A 24,162-nucleotide genomic window follows, 5' to 3' on the forward strand; every position below is an offset into this window, starting at 1 on the left:
GCGCCCGCTTACGTGACCACCCAAGCCCCGCCCCCGTACGTCAGTGCGGCAGCGCCCCCCCGTACGTCAGTGCGGCAGCGTCGCCGGGCTGCCGCCGTTCGCCTCATACCCCGCGACCGCCAGCGCCCGGTAGACCGTGTACTGCGCGGCCGGGTCCGGGTCCGTCGTCCACGGCAGCGCGCCCACATGGCCGTCGATGAGGACCAGCTGGTGCATCGCCTCCGACCAGCGCTCCATGTGCACCAGGAACAGCACCAGCAGATGGCGTACGTGGGCGAGCATCGGGTCGTCCGGCCGGGCCGCGTGGACCGCGAACATCGCGCCCTCGACCGCCTTCACCACCACCTGGCTGCGGTAGAAGCCCTGCACGAGGTTGACCTCCGGCAGGTGCTCGTACACCGCGAACAGCGGCAGCGCGGCCAGCAGCGAACCCTGCGGGGCGCGGGCGGCGGCGGCCGTGGCGAAGGCGTCGGCGTCCTTGCGGGAGCCGTGCCACTTCTCGCAGTGGAAGTGCAGCGCCGCGATGTGCGCGCCCATGTGGGCCGGGGCCCGGTCGATGATCCTCGCCCAGAGCTGGTCGAACTGCTCGGGGGTGTAGGTGAGGCCCCGGGCCACCGCCAGCTCCACGATGTACGGCACCGGGTCGCCCGGGGCGAGCAGGGCCGCCTCCCCGCAGACCGTACGGGCCTCCTCCAGGATGATCCGGAAGTCGTCGGTCCCGGCGGCGGAGGAGCGCCACGCCTGCTGCACCAGGAACTCCGCGTGCACCGCCGCCCCGCCCGCGTCCTTGGGGGCCTCCGCACGCCAGGCGCGCAGCCACGAGCCGCCCTTGCCCGGCTGCTGCGCCAGCTCCAGCGAGGCCGCGCCCGCGAACGCCTGCACCCGCTGCCAGCGCACCTCGCCCTCCTTCGGCGTACCGGCGAGCAGCTGGGCGGCGGCCCGCCAGTCCTGGGTGGCCTGGACGACGTCGAGCACGTCCAGGAGGTCCTGGTCCGGGCCCGGCATCCGGACGTCCAGCTCCTCCTGACGTGCGAAGCCGTACGTATCGGGGTCGGCGGCGTCGGGCGAACCCGGGGCGACCTGACGGATACCGCCCCGGCGGCGCATCACGATCGGCCCGACGATCGCGGCGAGCATGCACATCGCGAGCAGGAACAACAGAATCTCCATGGCTCCATTGTCCCCGGAGCGCCCGGTGGCCGGTAAGGGCCCTCTCGACGCCAAGGGCCTTCTCGACGTCAAGGACCCTGTCCACGTCAAGGGCCCTGTCCACGTCCGGATCCTCTCCACGTCAAGGACCCTCTTGACGTCAAGGGCCCTCTTGACGAACTACGCTCGGTGCCCATGAGCGACCAGCACAGCTTCGAGACTCTCGCGATCCACGCGGGGAACACCGCCGACCCCCTCACCGGCGCGGTTGTTCCGCCCATCTACCAGGTGTCCACGTACAAGCAGGACGGCGTGGGCGGGCTGCGCGGCGGCTACGAGTACAGCCGCAGCGCCAACCCGACCCGCACCGCCCTGGAGGAGAACCTGGCGGCCCTGGAAGGCGGCCGCCGGGGTCTGGCCTTCGCCTCCGGCCTCGCCGCCGAGGACTGCCTCCTCCGTACGCTGCTGACGCCCGGCGACCACGTGGTCATCCCGAACGACGCCTACGGCGGCACGTTCCGCCTGTTCGCGAAGGTCGCCGCGCGGTGGGGCGTGGAGTTCTCGGTCGCCGACACCTCGGACGTGGCGGCCGTACGGGAGGCGATCACCCCGCGTACGAAGGCGATCTGGGTGGAGACCCCCTCCAACCCGCTGCTCAACATCACCGACATCGCCGCGCTCGCCCAGGTCGCCCGGCAGGCCGGGGCCCGCCTCGTCGTCGACAACACCTTCGCCTCGCCCTACCTCCAGCAGCCCCTCGCGCTCGGCGCGGACGTCATCGTGCACTCCACCACCAAGTACATGGGCGGCCACTCCGACGTCGTCGGCGGCGCGCTCGTCGTCAGCGACCCGGAGCTCGCCGAGGACCTGGCGTACCACCAGAACGCCATGGGCGCGGTCTCCGGCCCCTTCGACGCCTGGCTCGTGCTGCGCGGCATCAAGACCCTGGCCGTCCGCATGGACCGGCACACCGAGAACGCCACCAAGGTCGCCGACCTGCTGACCCGGCACCCCAAGGTCTCCCAGGTCCTGTACCCGGGGCTCCCCGAGCATCCCGGCCACGAGGTCGCCGCCAAGCAGATGAAGGCGTTCGGCGGGATGGTCTCCTTCCGCGTCGCGGGCGGCGAGGAGGCGGCGGTCGAGGTCTGCAACCGGGCGAAGCTCTTCACGCTCGGCGAGTCCCTCGGCGGCGTCGAGTCGCTGATCGAGCACCCCGGCCGGATGACGCACGCCTCCGTCGCGGGCTCCCTGCTGGAGGTCCCCGGCGACCTGGTCCGGCTCTCCGTGGGCATCGAGAACGGCGACGACCTGCTCGCCGACCTCACCCAGGCCCTGGGCTGATCCCGTACGCAGCACGAAGCCCCGCAGTACGTAGAAGCCCCGTGGTACGTAAAGGAGGGGCCCGCTTCCGGCGGGCCCCTCCTTTACGTTGCGCTCAGGCCGCTGCCCCCGCCTCCGCCCCCGCCCCCGCCTCCGCCCCCGCCTCCGGCTCCGCGTCCAGCTGGAGGGCGAGGAGCGCGATGTCGTCCTCCTTGCCCTCGCCGAACGACCCGAGCAGGAAGTCGCACAGGGCCTCCAGCTCCCGGGGTCCGGACGCCGTCGCGTCGCGGAACGCCGCCAGGGTGTCGTCGAGGTCCTGGCTGCGCACCTCCACCAGGCCGTCCGTGATCAGCAGGATCCGGGTGCCCGGTGCGGTCGGGTGGACGGTCGCCTCGGGGTGCGGGAGCCGCAGGCCCAGCAGCGGGCCGTGCTCGTGGAGGTAGGCGGCGCCGCCGTCCGGGGCGAGCAGCAGCGGCGGTATGTGACCGGCGTTGGCGACGTGCACCCGGCCGCCGTCCGGCTCGACCAGGACCAGGCACAGCGTCACGGTGAGGCCGGGCCGGGTGTGGGCGAGGAGCACGTCGAGCCGCTCCAGCACGTGGTGCGGCGAGTGGCCCTCCAGGGCGTAGGCGCGCAGTGCGTGCCGGATCTCGCCCATGACCGTCGCGGCGACCAGCGAGTGCCCGGCCACGTCCCCGATGGCCAGCAGCAGCCCGGCCGGGGTCTCCAGGGCCTCGTAGAAGTCGCCGCCGATCTCCGCGTGGTCGGAGGCCGGGAGGTAGCGCACGGCGAGGGACGTGCCCGGCACGGCGGGCAGCCGGTCCGGCAGGAAGGTGCGCTGGAGGGCGAGCGCGAGGGCGTGCTCCTCGTTGTACGTGCGCAGGGCCTCCAGGGCGAGCGCGCTGGCGCTGGCGAGCTGCTGGAGGAGCTCGCGCTCGTCGGTCCCGCGGGCCGCGCCGGCGGGGACGGCGACGCAGACGGGCGGACGGTTGCGCTTGGTCCGCGCCACGACCACCACGACGTCGCCCTCGATCGGGTCGAGGGGCAGCAGAGCCTTCCACTGGCTGTGGGGCATCAGCCGCACCTCCGATCCGGTGTCGCTGCCGAGGGTGTACGAGGCGAGCCGGTCGAGGAGTTCGGAGCCGGCGGGCAGCGTGAGGGGGGCGGCGTCCGGCCTCGGGGTGTGGCTGTGCACCGGCTGCCCGAGGGGGCTCAGGAAGATCGCGGTGGCGGGGCTGGACATCAGGGTGGCCGCACCGCCGGTCGCGGAGGCGGCGAAGGAGTGGAAGCCCACCGCCCGGTAGACGTCCAGGGTCGCCCGGTTGAGGGTGGCCAGCCGTGCGGTGAGGCGCTCCGCCCGGCGGCGGGCCCGTGCGTAGCGCAGGGCGGCCGTGACGGTGGCCAGGAACTCGTCCGGGTCGACGGGCTGGTCGAGATAGGCGTCCGCGCCCCGGCTCAGCCCCTCGGTGTGGTCCTCCGGGCTCATGGCGATGGCGGAGACGTGGATCACCGGCAGGAAGGCGGTGCGCGGGTCGGCCTTGAGCCGCTCGCAGACCTCGAAACCGGTCATGTCCGGGAGCTGGACGTCGATGACGGCCGCCTCGGCCCGGGGGGCGCCGTCCTCCGCGATGAGCAGGGCGAGACCCTGGCCCCCGTCCGCGGCGTCGATCACGGTGTGCCCGGCGCGCTGGAGCCAGCTCGTGAGGATGTAGCGGTTGGTCTCGTCGTCGTCGATCACCAGGATGGTCCCCGGCGCGCTGTCGCGTCTGGCTGTCTCGGTCACTGGTCGTTCTCCGGGGTGGGGGCGGCGGGCGGGGACGCGGGCCGGGGGCCGGACGGTGCGGGGAGCCGGTGGGCGGGCGGGGCCACGGGCCGGTGGGGCAGCCGGACCTCCACGCGGGTGCCCACCCCGGGGGTGCTGGACAACAGGAGCGTGCCGCCCAGCAGTTCGGTGAGGGTGCGGGCGTACGGGAGTCCGAGGCCGGTGCCCCGATGGGTCCGCTGGAGCGGTCCGCGTACCTGGTAGAACTCCTCGAACACCCGCGTCAGTTCGGTCTCCGGGATGCCCACCCCGGTGTCCGTGACGCTGAAGGTCATCCACTGCGGGGACGGCCCCGGGTCCACGGCGAACTCCAGTCGGACCTCACCCTTCTCGGTGAACTTCAGGGCGTTCGACAGCAGGTTGCGCAGGATGCGGGTGAGCAGGGCCTCATCGGTCACCGCGACGGGGAGCGCACCCGGGTCGGGGGTCAGCAGGACGACGTCGCCCGAGAGCCCGGTGGAACGCATCACGGCCCCCAGCTGACCCACCAGCGCCCGCAGGTCGACCGGTCCGGAGACGATCTCCAGCTCGCCGGCCTCCGCCTTCGCCACGTCCAGCAGGTCGTTGACCAGGGCCAGCAGGGTCTGCCCCGACGCGTCGACCAGGGAGATCTGGCGGCGCTGCTCGTCGTTGAGCGGCGAGGAACCGGGGGCCAGGAGCAGCCGGGACAGGGCGACCACCGCGTTCACCGGCGTACGGAGCTCATGGCTGATGTTGGTCCAGAAGCGCGTCTTGGCCTCGCTCGTCTCGCGCAGCCGGTTCGACTTCTCCTCCAGCTCGGCGTGCAGGGCCACCACACCGCTGTTGGTCTCCTCCAGCTCCTGCGACAGCTCGGTGTAGAGCGCGAGGACCCCCCGGTTCGTCTCCTCCAGCTCCTCGTTGAGCCTGCGCAGCTCCTCGCGCTGGGCCCGCGTCTCCTCCAGGGCGGTGATCAGGTCGCGGGTCTGCGCCCGCAGGTCGTCGGCGAACGTCAGGGGCGCGTGGCGGCGCAGGGCCTCCCGCACCCTCCGTCGGGCGTCCGGGCCGTCCACCCAGCCCGGCGGCAGCAGGTGCTCCGCGATGATCCGGCCGCGCGCCCCGCCGGGTTCGTGGCGGACCCGGTGCAGCAGCCGGGAGGCCGGCTCCAGATCGGGGGCCGCCTCCGTGCCGCCCGCCCACTCCCACTCGAAGACGACGGCGAGTACGGGGGCGGGCCCGCCCGGCAGGGTGAAGGCCACCGTCAGCCCCTCGCAGCCGAGCCGGTCGCGGCCGAGCTCGCTGAGCGCGGTCGCCAGGCGCACCTGGTCCTGGCGGTCCATGCCCAGGGCCTCCGCCGCGCCCTGGCCGATGCGGCGCAGGGCGAAGACGTCCTGCGCCGTGGCCAGGTCGTACGCGGCGAGCGAGGCGGAACGCGGTGCGGTCACCGTCACCAGGCCCCCTTGACGACCACGATCCCGGCGTCGTCGCGGCGGACGCCGGCCTCGCGCAGCAGCTGACCGGCCATCACCGCCGGGGAGTGCCGGAGCAGCCCGGGCAGATCGTCGGCCTTCCAGCGCTCGGTCAGCCCGTCCGAGTGCATGACCAGCGCCCCGCCCGGCTTGAGCGGCAGCTCGAACGTCCGCAGACTGCGCATCTGCTGCCCGACGATGCCCGGTGCCGAGAGCAGGCCGTTGCGGGAGTCGGGCCCGAGGAGGACGCCGCTGACGTTGCCGATGCCGCAGTAGAGCAGGCGCTGCGCGGAGGGCTCGATCCTGGCGACCGCGACCGCCCCGCCCCGGGTGCCGCGCAACGCGGTGTGGATGTCGCGCAGCAGACCCTCCGGGTGGCGGGCCGCGCTCTGCCGGAACGCCTTGACGGCCGCCTCACCGGCGAGCGCGGCGAGCGGCCCGTGGCCGAGGCCGTCGCAGAGCATGACGAGGATCGCGGGCTCGGGGGAGGGGGCGGCGCCCGTGGTGCCGTACGCGCCGTGCGCGCCGGAGCCGCCGGACCTGCCGTACGTGTTGTACGCGCCGGAGCCGCCGGTCTCCCCGTACGCGCCGTGGGCCCCGGAGCCGGACCTGCCGTACGCGCCGGAGCCGCCGGTCTCCCCGTACGCGCCGTGCGCGCCGGAGCCGCCGTGCGCGCCGGAGCCGCTGTACGCGTTGTACGCGCCGGAGCCGCCGACCCCGCCGTACGCGCCGTGGGCCGCGGAGCCGCCGGACCCGCCGTACGCGCCGTGCGCGCCGGGCCCCTCGCCCTCCCCATACCCCCCGGACCGCGCGTCAGGCCCGGACCGCGCGTCGCGGTCCGGCCCCGGGTCCACGCGTACCGCCCAGGCGTCGCCGCACGTGCTCTCGCCGCTGATGGGCCGGGTCAGGCCCGAGGCCACGGAGAGCGCCGGGCCGTCCGGCGTGCCGCCGGTCGGGGCCGCTCCCTGGCCGCGCGCCCAGAACTGGGCGGCCATCACCGTGCCCCGCCCCGGGATCGAGTGGATGTCGAAGGCGTCGGCGAGCCGGGCCACCGCACCCAGCCCGATGCCGAGCGTCCCCGCCGTGGACGTGCCGTCCGAGAGCGCGGCCTCGACGTCGGCCATGCCGGGGCCGGTGTCCACGGTGACGAACTCGACGCCCGCCCGCTCCGGCGTCCGCAGGACCCGCAGCAGCAGCGCCCCGTCGCTCGCGTGCCGCTGGAGGTTGGTCGCGGCCTCGGTGACCGCGAGCGCGACCTCGGAGGACCGGTAGCCGTCCAGCCCGATACGCCGCGCCAGCGTCGCCGCCGCTCCCCGGGCCGCCGAGGGCAGGCCGGGGTCGTCCCGGAACCATGCGACGTCCTCGCAGTCGAGGACGTACAGAGGGGAGGGGACGCTCATCGCGACCACTTGACGATGGTGACCGCGGTGCCGCGGCCCGGCTCGGTGTCGAGGAGGAACTCGTCGACCAGCCGGCGCGCGCCGCTCAGCCCCAGGCCCAGTCCGCCGCCGGAGGTCCAGCCGTCGGTCAGGGCGAGTTCGATGTCGGGGATGCCGGGGCCGGAGTCCTCGAAGACCGCGGCGATGCCGCGCCGCCCGTCCCGCTCCACCAGGCCCGCCCGCATCTCCCCGCCGCCGCCGTACACCAGGGTGTTGCGGGCGAGTTCGCTGGCGGCCGTGATGAACTTCGTCTGGTCGACCAGGGAGAGACCGCAGCTCTGCGCGAAACCGCGGACCTGCTGGCGGGCCCGTACGACGTCGTCGTTCTGGACGATGGACTGCGTCTGCGGTTCCTGCCCCACCGCCCAGGGGACGTTCATCGCCGGTCCGTGCCGGTGGCGGACCGCCGCAGCAGCGCGAGCCCCTTCTCCAGATCGAGTGCCGTGCGTACTCCGCCCAGCGAAAGACCCAGCTCGACGAGCGTGATGGCCACGGCCGGCCGCATCCCCACCACCACGGTCTCGGCGTCGAGCAGCCGCGATATGGAGGCGATCGTGGCCAGCATGCGGCCCACGAAGGAGTCGACGATCTCGACGGCGGTGATGTCGATGACGACACCCCGGGCCGCGCGCGAGACGATCTGCTCGGCCAGGTCCTCCTGGAGGTTCAGCACCGTCTGGTCCTCCAGGTCCACCTGGATGGAGACGAGGAGCACGTCACCGATCCGCAGGACCGGAACCCGTTCGGTCATCGGCCGGAACCCTGGTGCGCGACGAGGTCGATGCCGGACTTCTTCAGCGCGAGCTGGAGGGCGTCGGCCAGGGTCGCCTTGGTGACGATGTCGCCGAACTCGATGCCCAGCGCCACGATGGTCTGCGCGATCTGCGGACGGATGCCGGAGACCGTGCACTCCGCGCCCATCAGCCGGGCCGCCACGATCGTCTTCAGCAGGTGCTGGGCGACCTGGGTGTCGACGGCGGGCACCCCGGTGATGTCGATGATGGCCTGCTCGGAACCGGTGTCCACCAGCGCCTGGAGAAGCTTCTCCATCACGACCTGGGTGCGCGCCGAGTCCAGGGTGCCCACGAGGGGCACGGCTATGACGCCGTCCCAGAGCTTCACCACGGGGGTGGACAGCTCCATGAGCTGGGCCGCCTGCGAGCTGATGATCTCCTCGCGGGTGCGGGTGTACGTCTCGATGGTGAACAGCGACAGATCGTCGAGGATCCGGCTCAGCCGCAGATACCGGTCGGTGTCCTCGGCGGAGCCGTCCCGCAGCGCCGGTTCGAACGGCCCCTTGAGCGCCAGGACGCTGATCGCCGTCTCGCTGGGCGTGAAGCCCTGCCGGGCGCGGTTGCGCGACAGCTCGGTCAGCAGCGCCCGGACCTCGGACATGCCCTCGCCGCGCGCGTCCTCCCCGCCCGTGCGCAGCGCCTCCACGAGGGCCGCGTACAGCTCGCGCAGCTCCCGGTCGACCTCGGCCTTGCTGATGCGGTTCCTGAGCGAGCCGACGACGCTGTCGACCCACTGGCCGGCGACCTTGTCTCTCTCGGCGGCCAACAGCCCCACCAGGTCGCTCTTGCTCTCCTGCTTCGCCATGTCCGGCGCCCCTTAAAGGTAAAAAGTATCCGTCAGGCAACTCTTGCGAAGCGTACGGCAACGCCCCCGGGCACCTCGGGGGCCGGGGGACCTGAGAAGGAAAGGGGGGAGAGGCTCAGTCGTTCTGCGGCGGCTGGTGCGCGGCCTGCCGGGCGGCCAGCGACCCGTTGAACCGGGTCAGCAGCGCGCAGAAGGTGTCCCGCTCCTCCTGCGTCCACCCGTCCGTCACCTGCGACATCAGCTCGCGCCGCGAAGCGCGGACCTCCTCCAGGCGGGCCTGGCCGCGCGGGGAGAGCTGGAGCACGACCGCCCGGCCGTCCTCCGGGTGCGAGGTCCGCTTGACCAGTCCGGTGTCCACGAGCGGGGCCACCTGACGGGTCACGGTCGAGGAGTCGATGCCCATGCCCGCCGCGAGCGCCTTGACGCCCATCGGGCCCTCCCGGTCCAGCCGGTTCAGCAACAGGTAGGCCGCCCGGTCCATCGAGTTGCGGACCTGGCCGACACCGCCGAGGCGGGTCTGCTCGGCACGGCGGGCGAACACCGCCACCTGGTGCTGGAGGGAGTCCAGCAGGCGGTCGGGACCCGGGTGTTGGGGGGCGGCGCCCCCGGAAGGAGACGCAGCAGTCGTCATGTCCTGAGGGGGCATGGCCGGGGGCTCTCTTCGTGCGGTGTCGGATGGGTGGGGGACAGAGTACGCGGCCCCGGGGCAACGCGTACCAGTGCCGCACAAACCTGCGGACACCACCGCAGGCCGCCATGAGACAAGTCTGCCGCGAGCCGTCCGAGCTGCAAGACTTGCGGTCATGACCTTCCGCGCGACCGCCCGCCACCCGGCCCTGATCCTCGACGACGTCCGGGGCGCGCAGAAAATGCTGGCCGGGGTGGCCAGGACGACCGCCCTGGAGGGCAGCCGCCACCTCACCGAGCTGGTCGGCGCCCCGGTCCACCTCAAGTGCGAGAACCTCCAGCGCACCGGTTCCTTCAAACTGCGCGGCGCGTACGTCCGCATCTCCGGCCTCACCCCGGTGGAGCGGGCGGCCGGGGTGGTCGCGGCCAGCGCCGGGAACCACGCCCAGGGCGTCGCCCTGGCCTCCTCCCTCCTCGGCGTGCGCTCCACGGTCTTCATGCCGGTCGGCGCCCCCCTGCCCAAGGTCGCCGCGACCCAGGAGTACGGGGCCGAGGTGCGGCTCCACGGCCAGGTCGTCGACGAGACGCTCGCCGCCGCCCAGGAGTACGCGGCGCAGACCGGTGCGGTCTTCATCCACCCCTTCGACCACCCCGACATCATCGCGGGCCAGGGCACGGTCGGGCTGGAGATCCTGGAGCAGTGCCCGGAGGTCCGCACCATCGTCGTCGGCATCGGCGGCGGCGGCCTCGCCGCGGGCATCGCCGTAGCGGTGAAGGCGCTGCGCCCCGACGTCCGGATCGTCGGCGTCCAGGCCGAGGGCGCCGCCTCCTACCCGCCCTCCCTGGCGGCGGGCCACCCGATCTCCCTCGACGACCCGGTCACGATGGCGGACGGCATCAAGGTGGGCCGCCCCGGCGACATCCCCTTCGCGGTGATCGAGGAGCTGGTCGACGAGGTCCGCACCGTCACCGAGGACGAGCTCTCCAGCGCGCTGCTGCTGTGCCTGGAGCGGGCCAAGCTGGTGGTGGAACCGGCGGGGGCGAGCCCGGTGGCGGCGCTGCTCAGCGACCCGAAGGCGTTCCGGGGGCCGGTGGTGGCGGTGCTGTCGGGCGGCAACGTGGACCCGCTGGTGATGCAGCGGGTCCTGCGCCACGGCATGTCCGCCGCCGGCCGCTACCTGAGCCTGCGGCTGCGGCTCACCGACCGCCCCGGGGCGCTGGCCACGCTGCTGGCCGCGCTGACCGTGGCCGACGCCAACGTGCTCGACATCAGCCACGTCCGCACCGACCCGCGCCTGGGGCTGACCGAGGCCGAGGTCGACCTCCATCTGGAGACCAAGGGGCCGCGCCACTGCGAGGAGGTGGAGGCGGCGCTGCGGGCGGCCGGCTACCGGGTCATCGGCTGACCGCCGGTTTCCCCACCCCTCCGGCCGGATCCCGACATGCGATCTCCATAATCAGCGCGCGATACGGCCCCGCGAATCCTAGGATCGCTCACGAAGCCGCGTACGTGATCGCTCGCCGAGCCGCGTACGCGTACGCCATCCGCGATCGACGGGGGACCCCTTCCATGCCAGGTGCCATCCATGCCGAGGGTCTGGTGAAGACCTTCGGCGACGTACGAGCCCTGGACGGAGTGGACCTCGACGTGCCCGAGGGCACCGTCCTCGGGCTGCTCGGACCCAACGGCGCGGGCAAGACGACCGCCGTCCGGGTCCTCACCACCCTCCTGCGCCCCGACAGCGGAGCTGCGTTCGTGGCCGGGATCGACGTACTGAAGAAGCCCAACGAGGTACGCCGGTCGATCGGGCTCTCCGGACAGTTCGCCGCCGTCGACGAGTATCTGACCGGCCGCGAGAACCTCCAGATGGTCGGACAGCTCTACCAGATGAACGCGCGCGACGCGAAGGCCCGGGCGGGCGTCCTGCTGGAGCGGTTCAACCTCGCCGACGCCGCCGACCGCACCGCCAAGACGTACTCCGGCGGCATGCGCCGACGCCTCGACCTCGCGGCCGCCCTGGTCGTCTCGCCGCCCGTGATGTTCATGGACGAGCCGACGACCGGCCTCGACCCGCGCAACCGGCAGCAGCTGTGGGACGTCATCGAGGACCTGGTGGCCGGCGGCACGACGCTGCTGCTGACCACGCAGTATCTGGAGGAGGCCGACCGCCTCGCCAACGACATCTGCGTCATCGACCACGGCAAGGTCATCGCCCGCGGCACCTCCGACGAGCTGAAGGCCCGCACCGGCGGGGAACGCGTCGAGGTCGTCGTACACCGCCCCGACGAGATCGAGCGCGCCCGGTCGGTCCTGACGGCCCTCGGCAAGGGCGAGGTCGCCGTCGTCCGCCTCTCCCGCAAGCTGACCGTCCCGGTGAGCGGCGGGGCCAAGCTGCTCGCCGAGATCATCCGCGACCTGGACGCCCAGGGCGTGGAGATCGACGACATCGCCCTGCGCCGCCCGACCCTGGACGACGTCTTCCTCTCCCTCACCGGCCACGCGGCCGAGGCGGGCGAGCACGAGGACAAGGAGGACACCCAGTGAGCGTCACCACCAAGGACGACCCGGTCCTGGCTCCCCGTCCCTCCGGGGGCGTGGTCCAGTCGGTCAAGGACTCACTCGTCGTCGCCAAACGGAACCTGATCCGGATGACCAGGATCCCCGAGATGGTGATCTTCGGGCTGATCCAGCCGATCATGTTCGTGGTGCTGTTCACGTACGTCTTCGGCGGCTCGATCAGCATCGGCGGTTCCACCGACCCGCAGCTGTACAAGGAATTCCTGATGGCGGGCATCTTCGCCCAGACCGTCACCTTCGCCACCGCGGGCGCCGGAGCGGGCATCGCCGACGACATGCACAAGGGGCTCATCGACCGCTTCCGGTCCCTGCCCATGGCCCGGGGCGCGGTCCTCACCGGACGCACCCTCGCCGACCTCGTACAGACCACGCTCACCCTGGTCGTCCTCGCGGGAGTCGCCCTGCTCGTCGGCTGGCGGGCCCACGAGAACATCGGCAAGGTGCTCTGCGGCTTCCTGCTGCTGCTCCTGCTCGGGTACGCGTTCTCCTGGATCGGGGCCCTGATCGGCCTCTCGGTGCGGACTCCCGAGGCGGCCACCTCCGGCGGGCTGATCTGGCTGTTCCCGCTGACGTTCATCTCGAACGCCTTCGTGCCGGTCACCGGCATGCCGACGTTCCTCCAGCACGTCGCGGAGTGGAACCCGTTCAGCGCCACGGTGGCGGGCGCCCGTGAACTCTTCGGCAACACCATGCCGGGCGTGCCGAAGTCGGTGACCGGGGCGTGGCCGATGGAGCACCCGATCATCGCCTCGATCGCGTGGTCCATCCTGATCATCGTGGTCTTCCGGACCCTCGCGGTCCGCAAGTACCGCTCGGCGGCCGTCTGAACGCACCGCACGGCCGCCGTCCGAACGCACCGCACGGCGGCCGTCCGATCTGTACGGCTCGGCGGCCGTCCGGCCGGCCAGGAGAAGAGGCCCCCTCGCCACGGCTGAGGGGGCCTCGCCTGTGCCGCGGACCAATGACTGCGCCTACCACCGAATTCGGCCGCCGACCGCATGCCGAACCGAGGGGCCCTGTGTGGGCCCAAGTCCCCTTCAGGTGCGACTTGGAGGGGGCTTGCGCGTTACCGAAAGCCTTACGCCGGCTGCGAGAGGTGGTGTCGCATGTCCGCTGAACTCGCAGAGAGCCTAAGGAAGTACCGCCGGGCTGCGGGGCTGAACCAGGAAGAGCTTGCGCATCGGGGCAACATGTCGGTCGGGCCGATCCGGAGGATCGAACAGGGCCATGGCGGGGTCCGGATGGAGACTCTGCATAAGCTCGCCCGCATCCTCGGGGTGAAGACCTCGGACCTGATGGCGGCCGGCCCCCCGCAGCCGGTCAAGCATGACGATCCGAACAGCCAGAACCTGCGCGAGCTGCGCATCGCGCTCACGCCCGCGCTCAGCCTGGGACCGGTCGGCGCCCCGGCGGGCGAGGAGCCGGACCTGCGCCGCCTGAGCCGTATGACGTACGACAACTCTGTTCTGTACTTCGGCGACACCTACCGGAGCATCGCCGCGGATCTGCCCGTGCTCGTCAGGGCGGCGAACGACGCCGTGGCGTACTACGACTCCGGCGAGGAGCACACGAACGCCCTGGTGGAGCGCTCACGGGCCCTGAACCTGGCCGGGCGGTACCTGACACAGATCAGGCAGTTCGACCTTGCCCACGTGGCCGCCAGAGGTGCCATCGAGGACGCCGAGGCGGCAGGCGACAACCTCGTCGCGGCGTCCGGGGTCGGCGGGATGTGCTGGCTGCTCGTACGGACCGAGCGGTTCGACGAAGCCGAGGACATCGCGGTCTCGACGATGGACGTCGTCGAGCCGAAGATCATGGGAGCCACCCCGGACGAGTACGCGACATGGGGCGGCCTGGCAATGGAAGCGGCTGCCGCGGCAGCGCGGAACAACCGCCCCGGCGAGGCGAAGGCCCTGCGCAAGGCGGCCGGCACCGCCGCGAAGGCCGTGGGCAGGACACACAGGAACCTGCTGCGCCACTGGTCGATGTTCGGCCCCGTCACGGCCGCCATGAAGGAGCTTGAGGACTACATGACCGAGGGCGACGCGCGCTCGGTGATCCGGAAGTCCAAGGAGGACGCCACCCTCCAGGAGAAGCACTGGAAGCAGCTCGGAGGACCGAGCACCAACGACGGCAACCGCTACCGCCTCGACCTCGCTCGCGCCCGAGTGGTTCCGGCACCAGTCGTCCGCCGCGATCACCTTCGAGGAGATCACTAAGAAACGCCGCACCCTCACGACGGAGATGCGCGAGGTGGGTGCCCACTTGGGCGCTTTCGCCTAACTGCACTCCAACGGTGCACTTCTGACGGCCCGTCGCCGTAAGTGCACCGCTGCGTGTCTGGCTTGTCGCGGTCACCCGTCGTAGCTTCATCGTCATGGCGAGTAACCGGTAGGTCGGGCCCCGTATCGAGGTCGGCTCGGTCATGAGGGACACGGCATCGGGCGACATCGGCATCGTGCGGCGCGCCCCCGAGGGGTCGTTCCGCTTGCACGCGCTGTCCGGTGACAGGCACCGGGAGGTCGACCCCGACGCCGTGGTGGAGCTGACGGGAGCGGCCGGCCCGCTCCTCGCCCTGACGGTCGCGGCCTCGGTCGAGACCTCGTGCGCGGCCTAGACTGGCTCGGCCGCCACGGAAGGAATGATCACAAATGCGACCCGCGCGATTCCAGGACTTCGCAGCAGACGCCCTCGCCAAGGCCCCCGATGTGAAAAGCGTCGACCCATGGCAGGAGCCGGACCGCCCCTTCGGCATCCACATCGTGTTCATGTCCGGCGCGCAGATCTGGGCGGCGATCACCGCGACCGCCGCCCCGGGCGAGGACTACGACCAGCCGGAGAACCCGGTCAGCTACGAAGCGCCCGCCGAGGTCGGCTACCCCGAGCTGTACGAGGACGGGAAGGTCACCCCGCAGCAGGCCGAGAAGTACCTCGCCGCGGCCTTCACGAACAGCGGGTCCCCGGAGATCGCCTCGGTGTACGCATACACCGTGAAGGACCCCGCGACCTCGCACCCCGGCCTCGGCCTGAAGTTCCACAGCGAAGCCCGGATCCAGTTCCTGTTCCAGCACACCGCGCGCGCCGGTCAGGACAAGGGCAGCCAGCCCTTCGATCTGCAGACCGCCTTCTGATCTCCCCGGCCGGGCGACCGGTCCGGGGCGCATGGGCACCACCTGTCAGCACCACCACCGTCAAGGAGGAACTGATATGTGCAGTCACGCCACCCCCGGCCACCGGTTCGACCCGGCCCTCACCGAGGGCTACTGCCCGGTGTGCGGCGCGGGTGTCGGAAGCGAACCCGGCACCCCGACGACCAGCCACCAGGCCGGCGGAACCGGCACGGAGATGTGCCCCGGCAGCGGTCTGCCTGCTCTGTGACCGACCCCGCCGGCGCGGACCAGTAGCCGCGCAGGGAAGACGCGGGAGCCCCGGCCTTCTCGGGCCGGGGCTCCCGCGTCGTACGGAAGGGTGGGCGCGGGTCAGCCCGTGTACGGCTTCGCCGCGAGGATCTTCACCGTGGCGGTCCTGCCGTTCGGCAGCTCGTACTCGGCGTCGTCGCCCGTCCGCTTGCCGTTCACGCCGATACCGAGCGGGGACTGCGGGGAGTACGTCTCGATGTCCGAGCTGGCGTACTCGCGGGAGGCGAGCAGGAAGGTCGTCGTGTCGTCCTCGTCGCCGTCGAAGGCGATCGTCACGACCATGCCGGGCTCGACCACGCCGTCGTCGGCCGGGGCCTCGCCGACCTTCGCGTGCTCCAGGAGCTGGGTGAGCTGGCGCACGCGCAGCTCCATCTTGCCCTGCTCCTCCTTGGCCGCGTGGTACCCGCCGTTCTCCCGGAGGTCACCCTCCTCACGGGCCGCCGCGATCTTGACGGCGATCTCCGTGCGCGCGGGACCAGACAGGTACTCCAGCTCGGCCTTCAGCTGGTTGTACGCCTCCTGCGTGAGCCAGGTGACGTTTTCGCTGGTCTGGGTCACAGGTGCTCCTCGTCGGTACTGGGAATACAAAGCATCGCCCTACCCGGAAGCATGTGCTTCCTCGGGTGGGCGAAACCACGAGCCTAACAATTCCCCAGGAAAAGGGGGAGAAGGTAAACCGTCACACGTCCGGGTGGACCGCTTCCGGTGCCGGAAGACGCAGGTCAGGCGGTGTCCACCCCGGGAGGCGCGCCGAAAAGTCAGCCCTTCGGAGCGTCGTCGGCCGTGCAGCCCGTCAGCTCGACCGCGGTCGCCCGCGCCCGGGTCCGCAGGGCCACGATCTCGTCGATCCGGTCGGTGTCCTGGTCGAAGCGGACTTCCTTGCGGCTGACCTCGCTGCCGTCCTCGCTCAGGGCCCGTACGGTGCAGAAGCCCCGGGCGTCCCGGTCCTTGCGGACTTCGAGGTGGGCCTCGGCCCGGACATCGGAGACGATCTTGAACTTGATGAGCTCGGCGCTGACGCCCTTGCCGCCCACGTAGTCGAAGCCGATCCAGGCGACCATCCCGAGCAGGGCGACGCCCAGCACCGAACCGACGATCTTCAGCGTGCGGTCCGCGCGCTGATCATCGGTCCTGCCGTACCGCCCCTCGGGCGTGGCTTCGCGAACCGCCGTCATGATCGTTCCCTCCGGACCGGGCATCGAGGAATTTTCCGTCTCCCCGTTCGGTCACTATAGAAGCCGCCCGTCCGTCATCCGACCGCGCCCCACGACGACGTCCGGGGAGAGGTCACTCTCCTCGTGGGCGCTCATAGCCGTTTATAGCCACCCATAGCGACCATTTCTTCACTGAGGATCTAGCTTTGACTGAGCAGCTGCGACTGATGGCCGTACACGCCCACCCCGACGACGAGTCGAGCAAGGGCGCGGCCACCATGGCCAAGTACGTGTCCGAGGGGGTGGACGTGCTGGTCGTGACCTGCACGGGAGGCGAGCGGGGCTCCATCCTCAACCCGAAGCTCCTGGGCGACGCGTACATCGAGAAGAACATCCACGAGGTGCGCAAGAAGGAGATGGACGAGGCCCGGGAGATCCTGGGCGTCCAGCAGGAGTGGCTCGGCTTCGTCGACTCCGGGCTCCCCGAGGGCGACCCGCTGCCGCCGCTGCCCGAGGGCTGCTTCGCCCTGGAGGACCCCCAGGTCGGGGCGGGGCGGCTGGTGGCGAAGATCCGGGCGTTCCGGCCGCAGGTCATCACCACGTACGACGAGAACGGCGGCTACCCGCACCCCGACCACATCATGACGCACACGATCTCGATGATCGCGTTCGACGGTGCGGCGGACGCGGAGGCGTTCCCGGAGGAGGAGTTCGGCCCGGTCTGGGAGCCGAAGAAGCTGTACTACAACCAGGGCTTCAACCGGCCGCGCACCGTCGCGCTGCACGAGGCGCTGCTCGCCCGCGGCCTGGAGTCGCCGTACGGGGAGTGGCTGGAGCGCTGGAAGGAGTTCGAGCGCGTGGAGCGGACGCTGACCACGCACGTTCCCTGCGACGAGTTCTTCGAGATCCGCGACAAGGCGCTGATCGCGCACGCCACGCAGATCGACCCGGAGGGCGGCTGGTTCCGCGTTCCGATGGACGTCCAGCGGGAGGTCTGGCCGACCGAGGAGTACGAGCTGGCGAAGTCTCTGGTCGATACCTCCCTCCCCGAGAGCGACCTCTTCGCGGGCATCCGCGACAATGCCTGATATGTACGCGACCCAGGCACTGACGCACGTCGTCCCGCTCGCCGCCGAGCTCGACAAGAACAAGGTCACCCCCGGAGTCCTCGGCTTCCTCGTCTTCGCGGCCCTCGCCGTCGGCGTGTGGCAGCTGATGAAGTCGATGAACCGGCACATGGGACGGGTGAACTTCGAGGAGGCCCCGGAGGCGGGGGCGGCGGAGGCCGCCAAGAGCGGGGCCTCCGGGGCTACCGCCGAGAAGTAGGCCCCGGGGGCCCCGGGGCGCGGGCTTCCGTCCTCAAACGCCGGACGGGCTGGCGTGGTCACCGGACGGGCCGGACGTGCTCGGCGTGCCTTCCACGGGGACGCCCATCACCTCGCGGGAGTGGCGGGTCGGGATCAGGCCGAGCCGCCACGCCTGCCAGCCGTCGTCCAGGTCCACGCCCCGCTCCAGGACCAGCGCGAACGCCTCCGCGCACCGCTCCAGCCGGGAGTCCCGGGCCGGGTGGTGCTCGGCGGCCAGCTCCGCCAGCTCCTGCTGCGCCACCACCGTGCCCACCTCGCTGCCGCCCGGCGAGGCGTACGGCAGGAGCGTGCACCGCAGGAACCGGGCCCAGTCGCGCCCGCGCTCGTCCCCGTACGAGGCGAACAGCTCCACCGCCTCGCCGCACAGCCCCAGCGCCTGGGCCGCCCGGGCGTTGCCCGCGTCGATCAGCGCCAGCTCCAGGCACGCCCACGCCTCCCCGTGCGCCACCCCGATCCGCCGGAAGTCGGCCCGGGCGTCCATCAGGAGCTGACGGGCGAACCCCGAATTGCGCAGGTTCCCCGTCTGCGCGGCCCGCTGGTCGCGGGTGACCCGGCCCGAGTGGTGGCGGGCGCACGCCAGCCCGTACACGTCCCGCATCCGGGAGAACATCGTCCGGGCCCGCTCCAGCTCCCGTACGGCCTCCACGGTGTCGCCGTCCTCCTCCAGCGCCTGGCCCAGGTAGTACAGCGTCCACGCCTCGCCCCGCGCGTCCTCGTTGTCCCGGTGCCGGGCCAGCGCGTCGCGGAGCTGCTCCAGCGCGGCCCGCGGGTCGCCGTCCAGCAGCCGGGCCCGGGCCAGCTGGGTGATCGCCCACGCCTCGCCGCGGCCGTCGCGGGTGCGCTCGTACAGCTCCAGGGCGGTGCTCAGGGCCTCCTCGGCCGCCGCGACCTCGCCCGTACGCAGGCGGACCTGGCCGAGCTGGAACCGCGTCCACGCCTCCCCGTGCAGCGACTCGCCCTCCCGGTGCAGGCGCAGCGCGGTGTCCAGCAGGGTGAGGGCGCGGGCGAGGTTGCCCCGGTCGCGTTCGACGGCCGCCAGCGCGTGCAGGGTCCAGGCCCGGTCCTCCGCCTGCCCCTCGGAGGACTGGAGGTCCAGCGCCTCACCGAGCCGGGCGGCGGCCTCCGTCAGATTGCCCTGGTGGTGCAGGGTGATGCCGAGCGAGCAGAGGGCGAGGGCCGCGCCCGCGTCGTTGTGCGCCTCCCGGTAGAGGCCGACCACGGAGGAGAGCGTGGTGCGGGCCTTGTCCAGCTCGCCGAGCTGCCGGGCCGCGATCCCCGTACGCCATTGCACCGACCGCTCCAGCAGCCCCTGGTCGACGGACTGGGTCAACTCGCTGATCTCGCCCAGCCGGTAGAGGTCGCCGCGCAGCAGGCAGTAGTCGCAGAGGGCCCCGAGGAGGCCCAGCACCGTGCCCTGGTCGACGCCCTCGGTGTGGCGCAGGGCGGAGGTGATGAAGCTCGACTCGTCGTCCAGCCAGCGCAGCGCCGCGTCCAGCGACCCGAAGCCGTGCGAGCCGAACTGGCCGGCCCGGGTCGACATCTTCCCGTCCACCATGCGGATCACGGCGTCGGCCAGCTCCGCGTAGTTCGTCAGCAGCCGCTCATGGGCGGCGGCCCGCTCGGCGGGCTCCTCCTCGTCGAGGAGGCGGGCCTGCGCGAAACTCCGGACGAGGTCGTGGAGCCGGTAGCGCGATCCCCGTACGCGGGTGAGCAGCCCGGCCCGGGTCAGCTCCGCGAGCCGCCGCCCGGCCTCCTGCTCGTCGGCCGCCAGGAGGGCCGCGGCGGCCGCCGTACCGAGGCTGGCCCGGCCCGCCAGCGCGAGTCGCCGCAGCAGCCGGCGGGCCGCCTCGTTCTGGTCGGTGTAGCGCAGCCACAAGGCCCGGTCGACGGGGGAGACCGGGCCGTACGCGCGCAGGTCCTCGGCGAGCGTGAGGCGGCTGCGGGCCCCGAGCGCGGACGCCGCCACCCGCAGGGCCAGCGGCAGCCCGCCGCACAGCTCCACCACGGCGTCGGTCGAGGGATAGTCGTACGGCCCCGACTCCTCGCCCTGGGCCACCTCGCGCAGCAGCTCCTCCGCACCGGCCGCGTCCAGCGGCCCCACCGGCAGGTGGTGCACCCAGGCCGGCGTGTCCTCGGGCAGCTCCAGCGGCTCCCGGGCGGTGACGATCACCAGGCTGTCCGAACGCTCCGGGATCAGGGTGCGGACCTGCTCGGCGTCGGTCGCGTCGTCGAGCACGATGGTGACCGGGGTGCCGGTGAGGTGCTGGTGGTACAGCTCCCCGAGCCGCCGCACATGCTGCTCGGCCGCGGACTTCCCGTACGCCTGCGGCTGCTGCGGCCCGTCCTGTGCCCGCGGCCGGCCGGGGGCTCCGGGAGCGGTCCCGAGCGCCCGGCCGGGGGCTCCGGGGGTGGTCCCGTCCCGGAAGAGCAACTGCTCGCGCGGGGCTCCCAGCCGGTTGAGCAGGTGCAGCAGGGCGTCCCGGGTCGGCAACGGGCTCTCGCCGGTGACCTGGCCCCGCAGATCGACCACGCAGGCCCCGCGGAACTGGTCCTTGAGCGCGTGCGCCGCCCGCACCGCGAGCGCGGTGCGCCCCGACCCCGGCTCGCCGTGCAGCACGACGACGGTGGGCCGGGTCTGCGTGGCGGCGCGGGCCGCGTGCACCCACTGGGCGATCTGCGCCAGTTCGGCCCGTCGCCCGGTGAACGGCCCGTCATCCTGCGGGAGATGGCCGAACGACTGCTCCAGCAGCACCCGGGCACGGGCCGCGGCACTGCGGTCCCCGCCGCGCAACTGGCGTACGACCGGAGCTGCTTGCTTCTTCGGGGCGCGGGCGGCCGGGGTCAGCATCCGCTGCTGGTCCAGGTACGGGCGGATGCCCCGTACCTCCAGCGCGGTCAGCCACTGGAGGCGCAACTGCTCGGCCCCGCCCGGCTGTCCGGCCGCACCCGCGCGGCGGTGGGCGGCGGGCCAGTGCGAGGCGGTCGCCTTCGCCACGGTCGTCGCCGCTCCGGCCACCGCGACGACCGCGCCCGCGCCGAGCGCCGGACCGGTGGCCGTCCCGAACGCCAGGTCCGCGCCGAACGCGGCGACGGCGGCGACACCCGTCACCAGCAGCGGTGTTCCGAGCTGCTCCCGGCTCAGCCGCTCCGACAGGGGGCGTTCACCGGCCGCCGCCGCGTCCAGCGCCTGCGTGTACGCGGCGTACTCCTCGTGCGCCCCCGCCGCGATCGTGTCGAGCGCCGCGCGCGCCCGCGCCATCAGCGCACCGGGGTCCGTACGGCCACCTGTGCGTCGCGCCTCCTCCTCCACGGCGCGCGCCAACAGCCTTGTCGCTTCCGCCCGATGGCTCTCCCGCATATGTGTCCCCCTCCGAGAGGTGCGTCCGAATTCGTCTCCGAGGTCGGTGACCCGGCGTCAGGGACAAGTGTCCTGCGTACGACGCTTCCGCGCGAGAGCCACCGCGCGGGGGGACGGTGAAGGGCGAGGGAGGGGGCCGGCCACGGGGGCGGCGGGCGGGTCAGTCCGTTCCCGGGTTCTGCGGGCGGGGCGGCAGCACCGCGGTGTCGAGGAAGAAGGCGTCGATCTCCTGGACGGACTTGATGAAGGCGTCGAGGTTGACGGGCTTGGTGACATACGCGTTGGCGTGCCGGCGGTAGGCGTCCTCGACGTCGTCGGGGGCGGAGGACGTGGTCAGCACCACGACGGGGATATTGCTCAGCGAGGCGTCGTCCTTGAGCACGGCGAGCAGTTCGCGGCCGTTCATGCGCGGCATGTTCAGGTCGAGGACGATGAGGTCGGGCCGCTCGTTGCCGGGGTCGCGGAGGTACTGGAGGGCGGCGACGCCATCGGTGACCTGATCGATGGTGCGGGCCATGCCGCGATCCACCAGAGCCTCCTCGATGAGCAGGGCGTCCGCCGGGTCGTCCTCGACGAGAAGGACGCTGTAGGGGCGGTTCGTGGTGAAGGCGTTCACGTCGTGGCTCCGGTGATGGCGGGTGGGAAGAGGACGGCTGGGCGGCTCGGCGGTGAAGACCAGACCCGGCCAGCGCCTGCGGGCGCCCTGCCGGCTGATCCCCCACGCCGCTCCGAGTTGGGGGTAGTTCGCGCCTGCTCGGGCCGCCGCCTCCGCCTCCGCCTCGGCCTGCCGGGTGACCGCTCTGCCGAGGTGGGCCAGCACACGCAGGCGGGTCAGCGGGTCGATCCGCCCACGGTCCGCGCCCGGCTCCGCGGCGTGCGCCGCTTCGGGGTGGGCGGGGCGGTCGTTCAGCGCCTGCTCGGCGATCCGCTGAGCCAGCTCCTGAAGACCGCTGTCGGCGAGCACATCCAGCAACCCGTGGTCGTCGAAGGTGCTGAGGTCGTGGCCCATGGGCGTCAGGGTAGGCGCTCGACAGGACCGTGACAACAAGAGTTGTCGGCGGCGGTACGCTGTTCCGGCTCGGAGCCCTCCGGGCCTCTCATCGAGGAGTACACGCCGTGGGCCTGGGCAATGCCGTGCCGACCGGGAAGCCGAAGAGACCCGTGACCGCCGGTCGGACGAAGAATCCCGTGACCGCCGGTCGGACGAAGAGACCCATGACCGCCGGGTGGACGACGAGACCCATGACCGCCGGGTGGACGACGAGGCGCTGGCTCGCGGTCATGGCCGCCGCCGCACTGTCGCTGCTGCTCGCGCTCATGCTGTTCGGGGGCTGGATCCTCGCCCGGTCGACCGCGATCAACACGCGGCTGATCGACCACTCCACCCCGGCGCTCATAGCCGCGGTCCGGCTGGAGAGCGCCCTGGTCAACCAGGAGACCGGCATCCGCGGCTACGGGGTGACCGGGCAGGACAGCTTCCTCGCCCCCTACCGCGAGGGCCTGGAGCAGCAGAAGAAGGCCATGACCGACCTGCGTACGGCGACCGGCGGCGACCGGGCGACGGAGCGGGACCTGGCCGAGGTGGTCGGGCGGGCCGACCTGTGGCAGGCCCGTATCGCCCGACCCGTGGTCGCGGCCGCCGATCCGAAGGCCGCCGCCGCCGAGCGCGCCGTCGAGGGGAAGGCCCTCTTCGACTCCGTACGCTCGGCCGCGTCCGCCCAGCAGTCCCGGCTGGCGGCCGACCGGGCCGGGGCCCGCGCCGACCTCCAGGAGGCGCGAACCCTGCGCAACTGGTCGTTCAGCGCCATCGCCCTCGCCATCCTCGCCCTCACCGCGTCGGTCTTCGTCGGCCTCCGCCGCGGCGTGACCGATCACCTGGACCGCCTCTCCGGCCATGTGCGCACGGTCGCGGGCGGCGCCTTCGGCCATCCGGTCGCCGGCACCGGCCCCGCCGACCTGCGGCTCCTCGCGACGGACGTCGAGAGCATGCGCGCCCGCCTGGCCGACGAGCTCGCCCACCGCGACGTGGCCCAGGCGAACCTGTCCGCCCAGGCCGAGGAACTGCGCCGCTCCAACGCCGAACTGGAACAGTTCGCGTACGTCGCCTCCCACGACCTCCAGGAGCCGCTCCGCAAGGTCGCCAGCTTCTGCCAGCTGCTGGAGAGGCGCTACGCCGCGAACCTCGACGAGCGGGCCCGGCAGTACATCGCCTTCGCCGTCGACGGGGCCACCCGGATGCAGAGCCTCATCAGCGACCTGCTGGACTTCTCACGCGTCGGCCGGCTGGCGACCGAGCACCAACGCGTCGACCTGGACGAGAAGTTCGAGCGGACCCTCACCTCGCTCAGCCTCGCCGTCGAGGAGTCGGACGCGGTCATCACCCATGACCCGCTGCCCGTACTGGAGGGAGAGCCCGGCCAGTTGGGCATGCTGTTCCAGAACCTCCTCACCAACGCGATCAAGTTCCGCTCCCCGGACCGCCCGCCCGTCATCCACCTCGGCTGCCGGCCCGTGGACGACGGCTGGGAGTTCGCCGTCACCGACAACGGCATCGGAATCGAGGAGGAGTTCGCCGACCGGGTCTTCGTCGTCTTCCAACGCCTGCACACCCGCGAGCAGTACGCGGGCAACGGCATCGGGCTGGCCCTCTGCAAGAAGATCGTGGAGTACCACGGGGGCGTCATCGCCGTCGATCCCACCCACGCGCCCGGCGCCCGGATCGTGTTCACGCTGCGCAAGTCGCCGCCGCGCGCACTGGTTCCGCAACCGCTCGACGCGGGTCGCGCCTCGACCGGAGCACTCACCGGCTGACGGCTGCGTGCGATCGCCTCCACGCTGTCCGAAACTGATTGTTGACGGAAAGAATGCGCCCGGGATACGTTTTTCAGCGAAATAGGAACATC

General features: G+C 72.3%; 23 protein-coding genes and 1 pseudogene. 12 read left to right on the forward strand and 12 right to left on the reverse strand.

Going from position 1 to position 24,162, the window contains the following annotated elements; genetic code table 11:
• Positions 1-66 precede the first annotated feature (66 nt).
• The gene (locus ACLJPL_RS19290) at positions 67-1,170 is read right to left on the reverse strand and encodes a hypothetical protein (protein ID WP_411082054.1); all 1,104 of its coding nucleotides are present in this window, start codon (positions 1,168-1,170) and stop codon (positions 67-69) included.
• Between the two features lie 174 nt (positions 1,171-1,344).
• Here ACLJPL_RS19290 and ACLJPL_RS19295 point away from each other — a divergent pair, with 174 nt between their 5' ends.
• Positions 1,345-2,490 (forward strand): cystathionine gamma-synthase, encoded by a 1,146-nt coding sequence (locus tag ACLJPL_RS19295; RefSeq protein ID WP_411082055.1) that lies wholly within the window; start codon positions 1,345-1,347, stop codon positions 2,488-2,490.
• A gap of 94 nt (positions 2,491-2,584) precedes the next feature.
• Here ACLJPL_RS19295 and ACLJPL_RS19300 read toward each other — a convergent pair whose 3' ends face one another.
• The 7 genes from ACLJPL_RS19300 to ACLJPL_RS19330 form a co-directional block, all read right to left on the reverse strand.
• Positions 2,585-4,252: a SpoIIE family protein phosphatase gene (locus ACLJPL_RS19300; protein ID WP_411082056.1), complete on the reverse strand. Its 1,668-nt coding sequence runs from the start codon at positions 4,250-4,252 to the stop codon at positions 2,585-2,587.
• The gene (locus ACLJPL_RS19305) at positions 4,249-5,700 is read right to left on the reverse strand and encodes a sensor histidine kinase (RefSeq protein WP_411082057.1); all 1,452 of its coding nucleotides are present in this window, start codon (positions 5,698-5,700) and stop codon (positions 4,249-4,251) included. The genes ACLJPL_RS19300 and ACLJPL_RS19305 overlap by 4 nt, the downstream gene beginning before the upstream one ends.
• Positions 5,697-7,118, reverse strand: a complete 1,422-nt coding sequence (locus ACLJPL_RS19310) for an ATP-binding SpoIIE family protein phosphatase (protein WP_411082058.1) — start codon at positions 7,116-7,118, stop codon at positions 5,697-5,699. Before ACLJPL_RS19310 ends, ACLJPL_RS19305 begins: the two co-directional genes overlap by 4 nt.
• Positions 7,115-7,537, reverse strand: coding sequence for an anti-sigma regulatory factor (locus tag ACLJPL_RS19315; protein WP_411082059.1), 423 nt, complete (start codon positions 7,535-7,537; stop codon positions 7,115-7,117). The genes ACLJPL_RS19310 and ACLJPL_RS19315 overlap by 4 nt, the downstream gene beginning before the upstream one ends.
• Positions 7,534-7,908 (reverse strand): STAS domain-containing protein, encoded by a 375-nt coding sequence (locus ACLJPL_RS19320; protein WP_411082060.1) that lies wholly within the window; start codon positions 7,906-7,908, stop codon positions 7,534-7,536. The genes ACLJPL_RS19315 and ACLJPL_RS19320 overlap by 4 nt, the downstream gene beginning before the upstream one ends.
• Positions 7,905-8,756 carry an STAS domain-containing protein gene (locus ACLJPL_RS19325; RefSeq protein WP_411082061.1) on the reverse strand — a complete coding sequence of 284 codons (852 nt, stop codon included), beginning with the start codon at positions 8,754-8,756 and terminating at the stop codon, positions 7,905-7,907. The genes ACLJPL_RS19320 and ACLJPL_RS19325 overlap by 4 nt, the downstream gene beginning before the upstream one ends.
• A gap of 115 nt (positions 8,757-8,871) precedes the next feature.
• Positions 8,872-9,402 carry a MarR family winged helix-turn-helix transcriptional regulator gene (locus tag ACLJPL_RS19330; protein ID WP_411082062.1) on the reverse strand — a complete coding sequence of 177 codons (531 nt, stop codon included), beginning with the start codon at positions 9,400-9,402 and terminating at the stop codon, positions 8,872-8,874.
• A gap of 157 nt (positions 9,403-9,559) precedes the next feature.
• On the opposite strand from ACLJPL_RS19330, the gene ilvA reads away from it, so the two are divergent.
• The 8 genes and pseudogenes from ilvA (at position 9,560) to ACLJPL_RS19370 (ending at position 15,339) form a co-directional block, all read left to right on the forward strand.
• Positions 9,560-10,789, forward strand: coding sequence for a threonine ammonia-lyase (gene ilvA, locus ACLJPL_RS19335; protein WP_411082063.1), 1,230 nt, complete (start codon positions 9,560-9,562; stop codon positions 10,787-10,789).
• Between the two features lie 164 nt (positions 10,790-10,953).
• Positions 10,954-11,928 (forward strand): ATP-binding cassette domain-containing protein, encoded by a 975-nt coding sequence (locus tag ACLJPL_RS19340; protein WP_411082064.1) that lies wholly within the window; start codon positions 10,954-10,956, stop codon positions 11,926-11,928.
• Positions 11,925-12,788, forward strand: a complete 864-nt coding sequence (locus tag ACLJPL_RS19345) for an ABC transporter permease (protein WP_411082065.1) — start codon at positions 11,925-11,927, stop codon at positions 12,786-12,788. The genes ACLJPL_RS19340 and ACLJPL_RS19345 overlap by 4 nt, the downstream gene beginning before the upstream one ends.
• 279 nt (positions 12,789-13,067) lie before the next feature.
• Positions 13,068-13,199: pseudogene (locus tag ACLJPL_RS19350) on the forward strand (helix-turn-helix domain-containing protein); the annotation flags it as partial.
• Positions 13,200-13,202: 3 nt separating this feature from the next.
• The gene (locus tag ACLJPL_RS19355) at positions 13,203-14,180 is read left to right on the forward strand and encodes a transcriptional regulator (protein WP_411082155.1); all 978 of its coding nucleotides are present in this window, start codon (positions 13,203-13,205) and stop codon (positions 14,178-14,180) included.
• 206 nt (positions 14,181-14,386) lie between these two features.
• A complete protein-coding gene (locus ACLJPL_RS19360; protein ID WP_411082066.1) occupies positions 14,387-14,578 on the forward strand; it encodes a hypothetical protein in 192 nt (63 codons plus the stop codon).
• Between the two features lie 34 nt (positions 14,579-14,612).
• Complete coding sequence (locus ACLJPL_RS19365) at positions 14,613-15,092, forward strand: hypothetical protein (RefSeq protein WP_411082067.1); 480 nt, start codon at positions 14,613-14,615, stop codon at positions 15,090-15,092.
• A gap of 76 nt (positions 15,093-15,168) precedes the next feature.
• Complete coding sequence (locus ACLJPL_RS19370; RefSeq protein WP_411082068.1) at positions 15,169-15,339, forward strand: hypothetical protein; 171 nt, start codon at positions 15,169-15,171, stop codon at positions 15,337-15,339.
• 101 nt (positions 15,340-15,440) lie between these two features.
• Here the strand turns inward: ACLJPL_RS19370 and greA are convergent, their stop codons facing one another.
• Both greA and ACLJPL_RS19380 read right to left on the reverse strand, forming a co-directional pair.
• Positions 15,441-15,938: a transcription elongation factor GreA gene (greA, locus tag ACLJPL_RS19375; RefSeq protein ID WP_411082069.1), complete on the reverse strand. Its 498-nt coding sequence runs from the start codon at positions 15,936-15,938 to the stop codon at positions 15,441-15,443.
• Positions 15,939-16,138: 200 nt separating this feature from the next.
• The gene (locus ACLJPL_RS19380) at positions 16,139-16,555 is read right to left on the reverse strand and encodes a DUF4307 domain-containing protein (protein WP_411082070.1); all 417 of its coding nucleotides are present in this window, start codon (positions 16,553-16,555) and stop codon (positions 16,139-16,141) included.
• A 185-nt stretch (positions 16,556-16,740) separates the two neighbouring features.
• Here ACLJPL_RS19380 and mca point away from each other — a divergent pair, with 185 nt between their 5' ends.
• Both mca and ACLJPL_RS19390 read left to right on the forward strand, forming a co-directional pair.
• On the forward strand, positions 16,741-17,622 hold the full coding sequence (mca, locus tag ACLJPL_RS19385) for a mycothiol conjugate amidase Mca (RefSeq protein WP_411082071.1): 882 nt from the start codon (positions 16,741-16,743) through the stop codon (positions 17,620-17,622).
• Between the two features lies 1 nt (position 17,623).
• Positions 17,624-17,860 carry a hypothetical protein gene (locus tag ACLJPL_RS19390; RefSeq protein WP_411082072.1) on the forward strand — a complete coding sequence of 79 codons (237 nt, stop codon included), beginning with the start codon at positions 17,624-17,626 and terminating at the stop codon, positions 17,858-17,860.
• Positions 17,861-17,893: 33 nt separating this feature from the next.
• Here ACLJPL_RS19390 and ACLJPL_RS19395 read toward each other — a convergent pair whose 3' ends face one another.
• Both ACLJPL_RS19395 and ACLJPL_RS19400 read right to left on the reverse strand, forming a co-directional pair.
• Positions 17,894-21,259 carry a tetratricopeptide repeat protein gene (locus tag ACLJPL_RS19395; protein WP_411082073.1) on the reverse strand — a complete coding sequence of 1,122 codons (3,366 nt, stop codon included), beginning with the start codon at positions 21,257-21,259 and terminating at the stop codon, positions 17,894-17,896.
• 160 nt (positions 21,260-21,419) lie between these two features.
• Positions 21,420-22,268 (reverse strand): response regulator, encoded by an 849-nt coding sequence (locus tag ACLJPL_RS19400; RefSeq protein WP_411082074.1) that lies wholly within the window; start codon positions 22,266-22,268, stop codon positions 21,420-21,422.
• Between the two features lie 233 nt (positions 22,269-22,501).
• On the opposite strand from ACLJPL_RS19400, the gene ACLJPL_RS19405 reads away from it, so the two are divergent.
• Positions 22,502-24,070, forward strand: a complete 1,569-nt coding sequence (locus tag ACLJPL_RS19405; RefSeq protein WP_411082075.1) for a sensor histidine kinase — start codon at positions 22,502-22,504, stop codon at positions 24,068-24,070.
• The last annotated feature ends 92 nt before the right edge of the window (positions 24,071-24,162 follow it).

This window comes from Streptomyces sp. cmx-18-6, assembly GCF_046548915.1.
Lineage (GTDB): Bacteria > Actinomycetota > Actinomycetes > Streptomycetales > Streptomycetaceae > Streptomyces.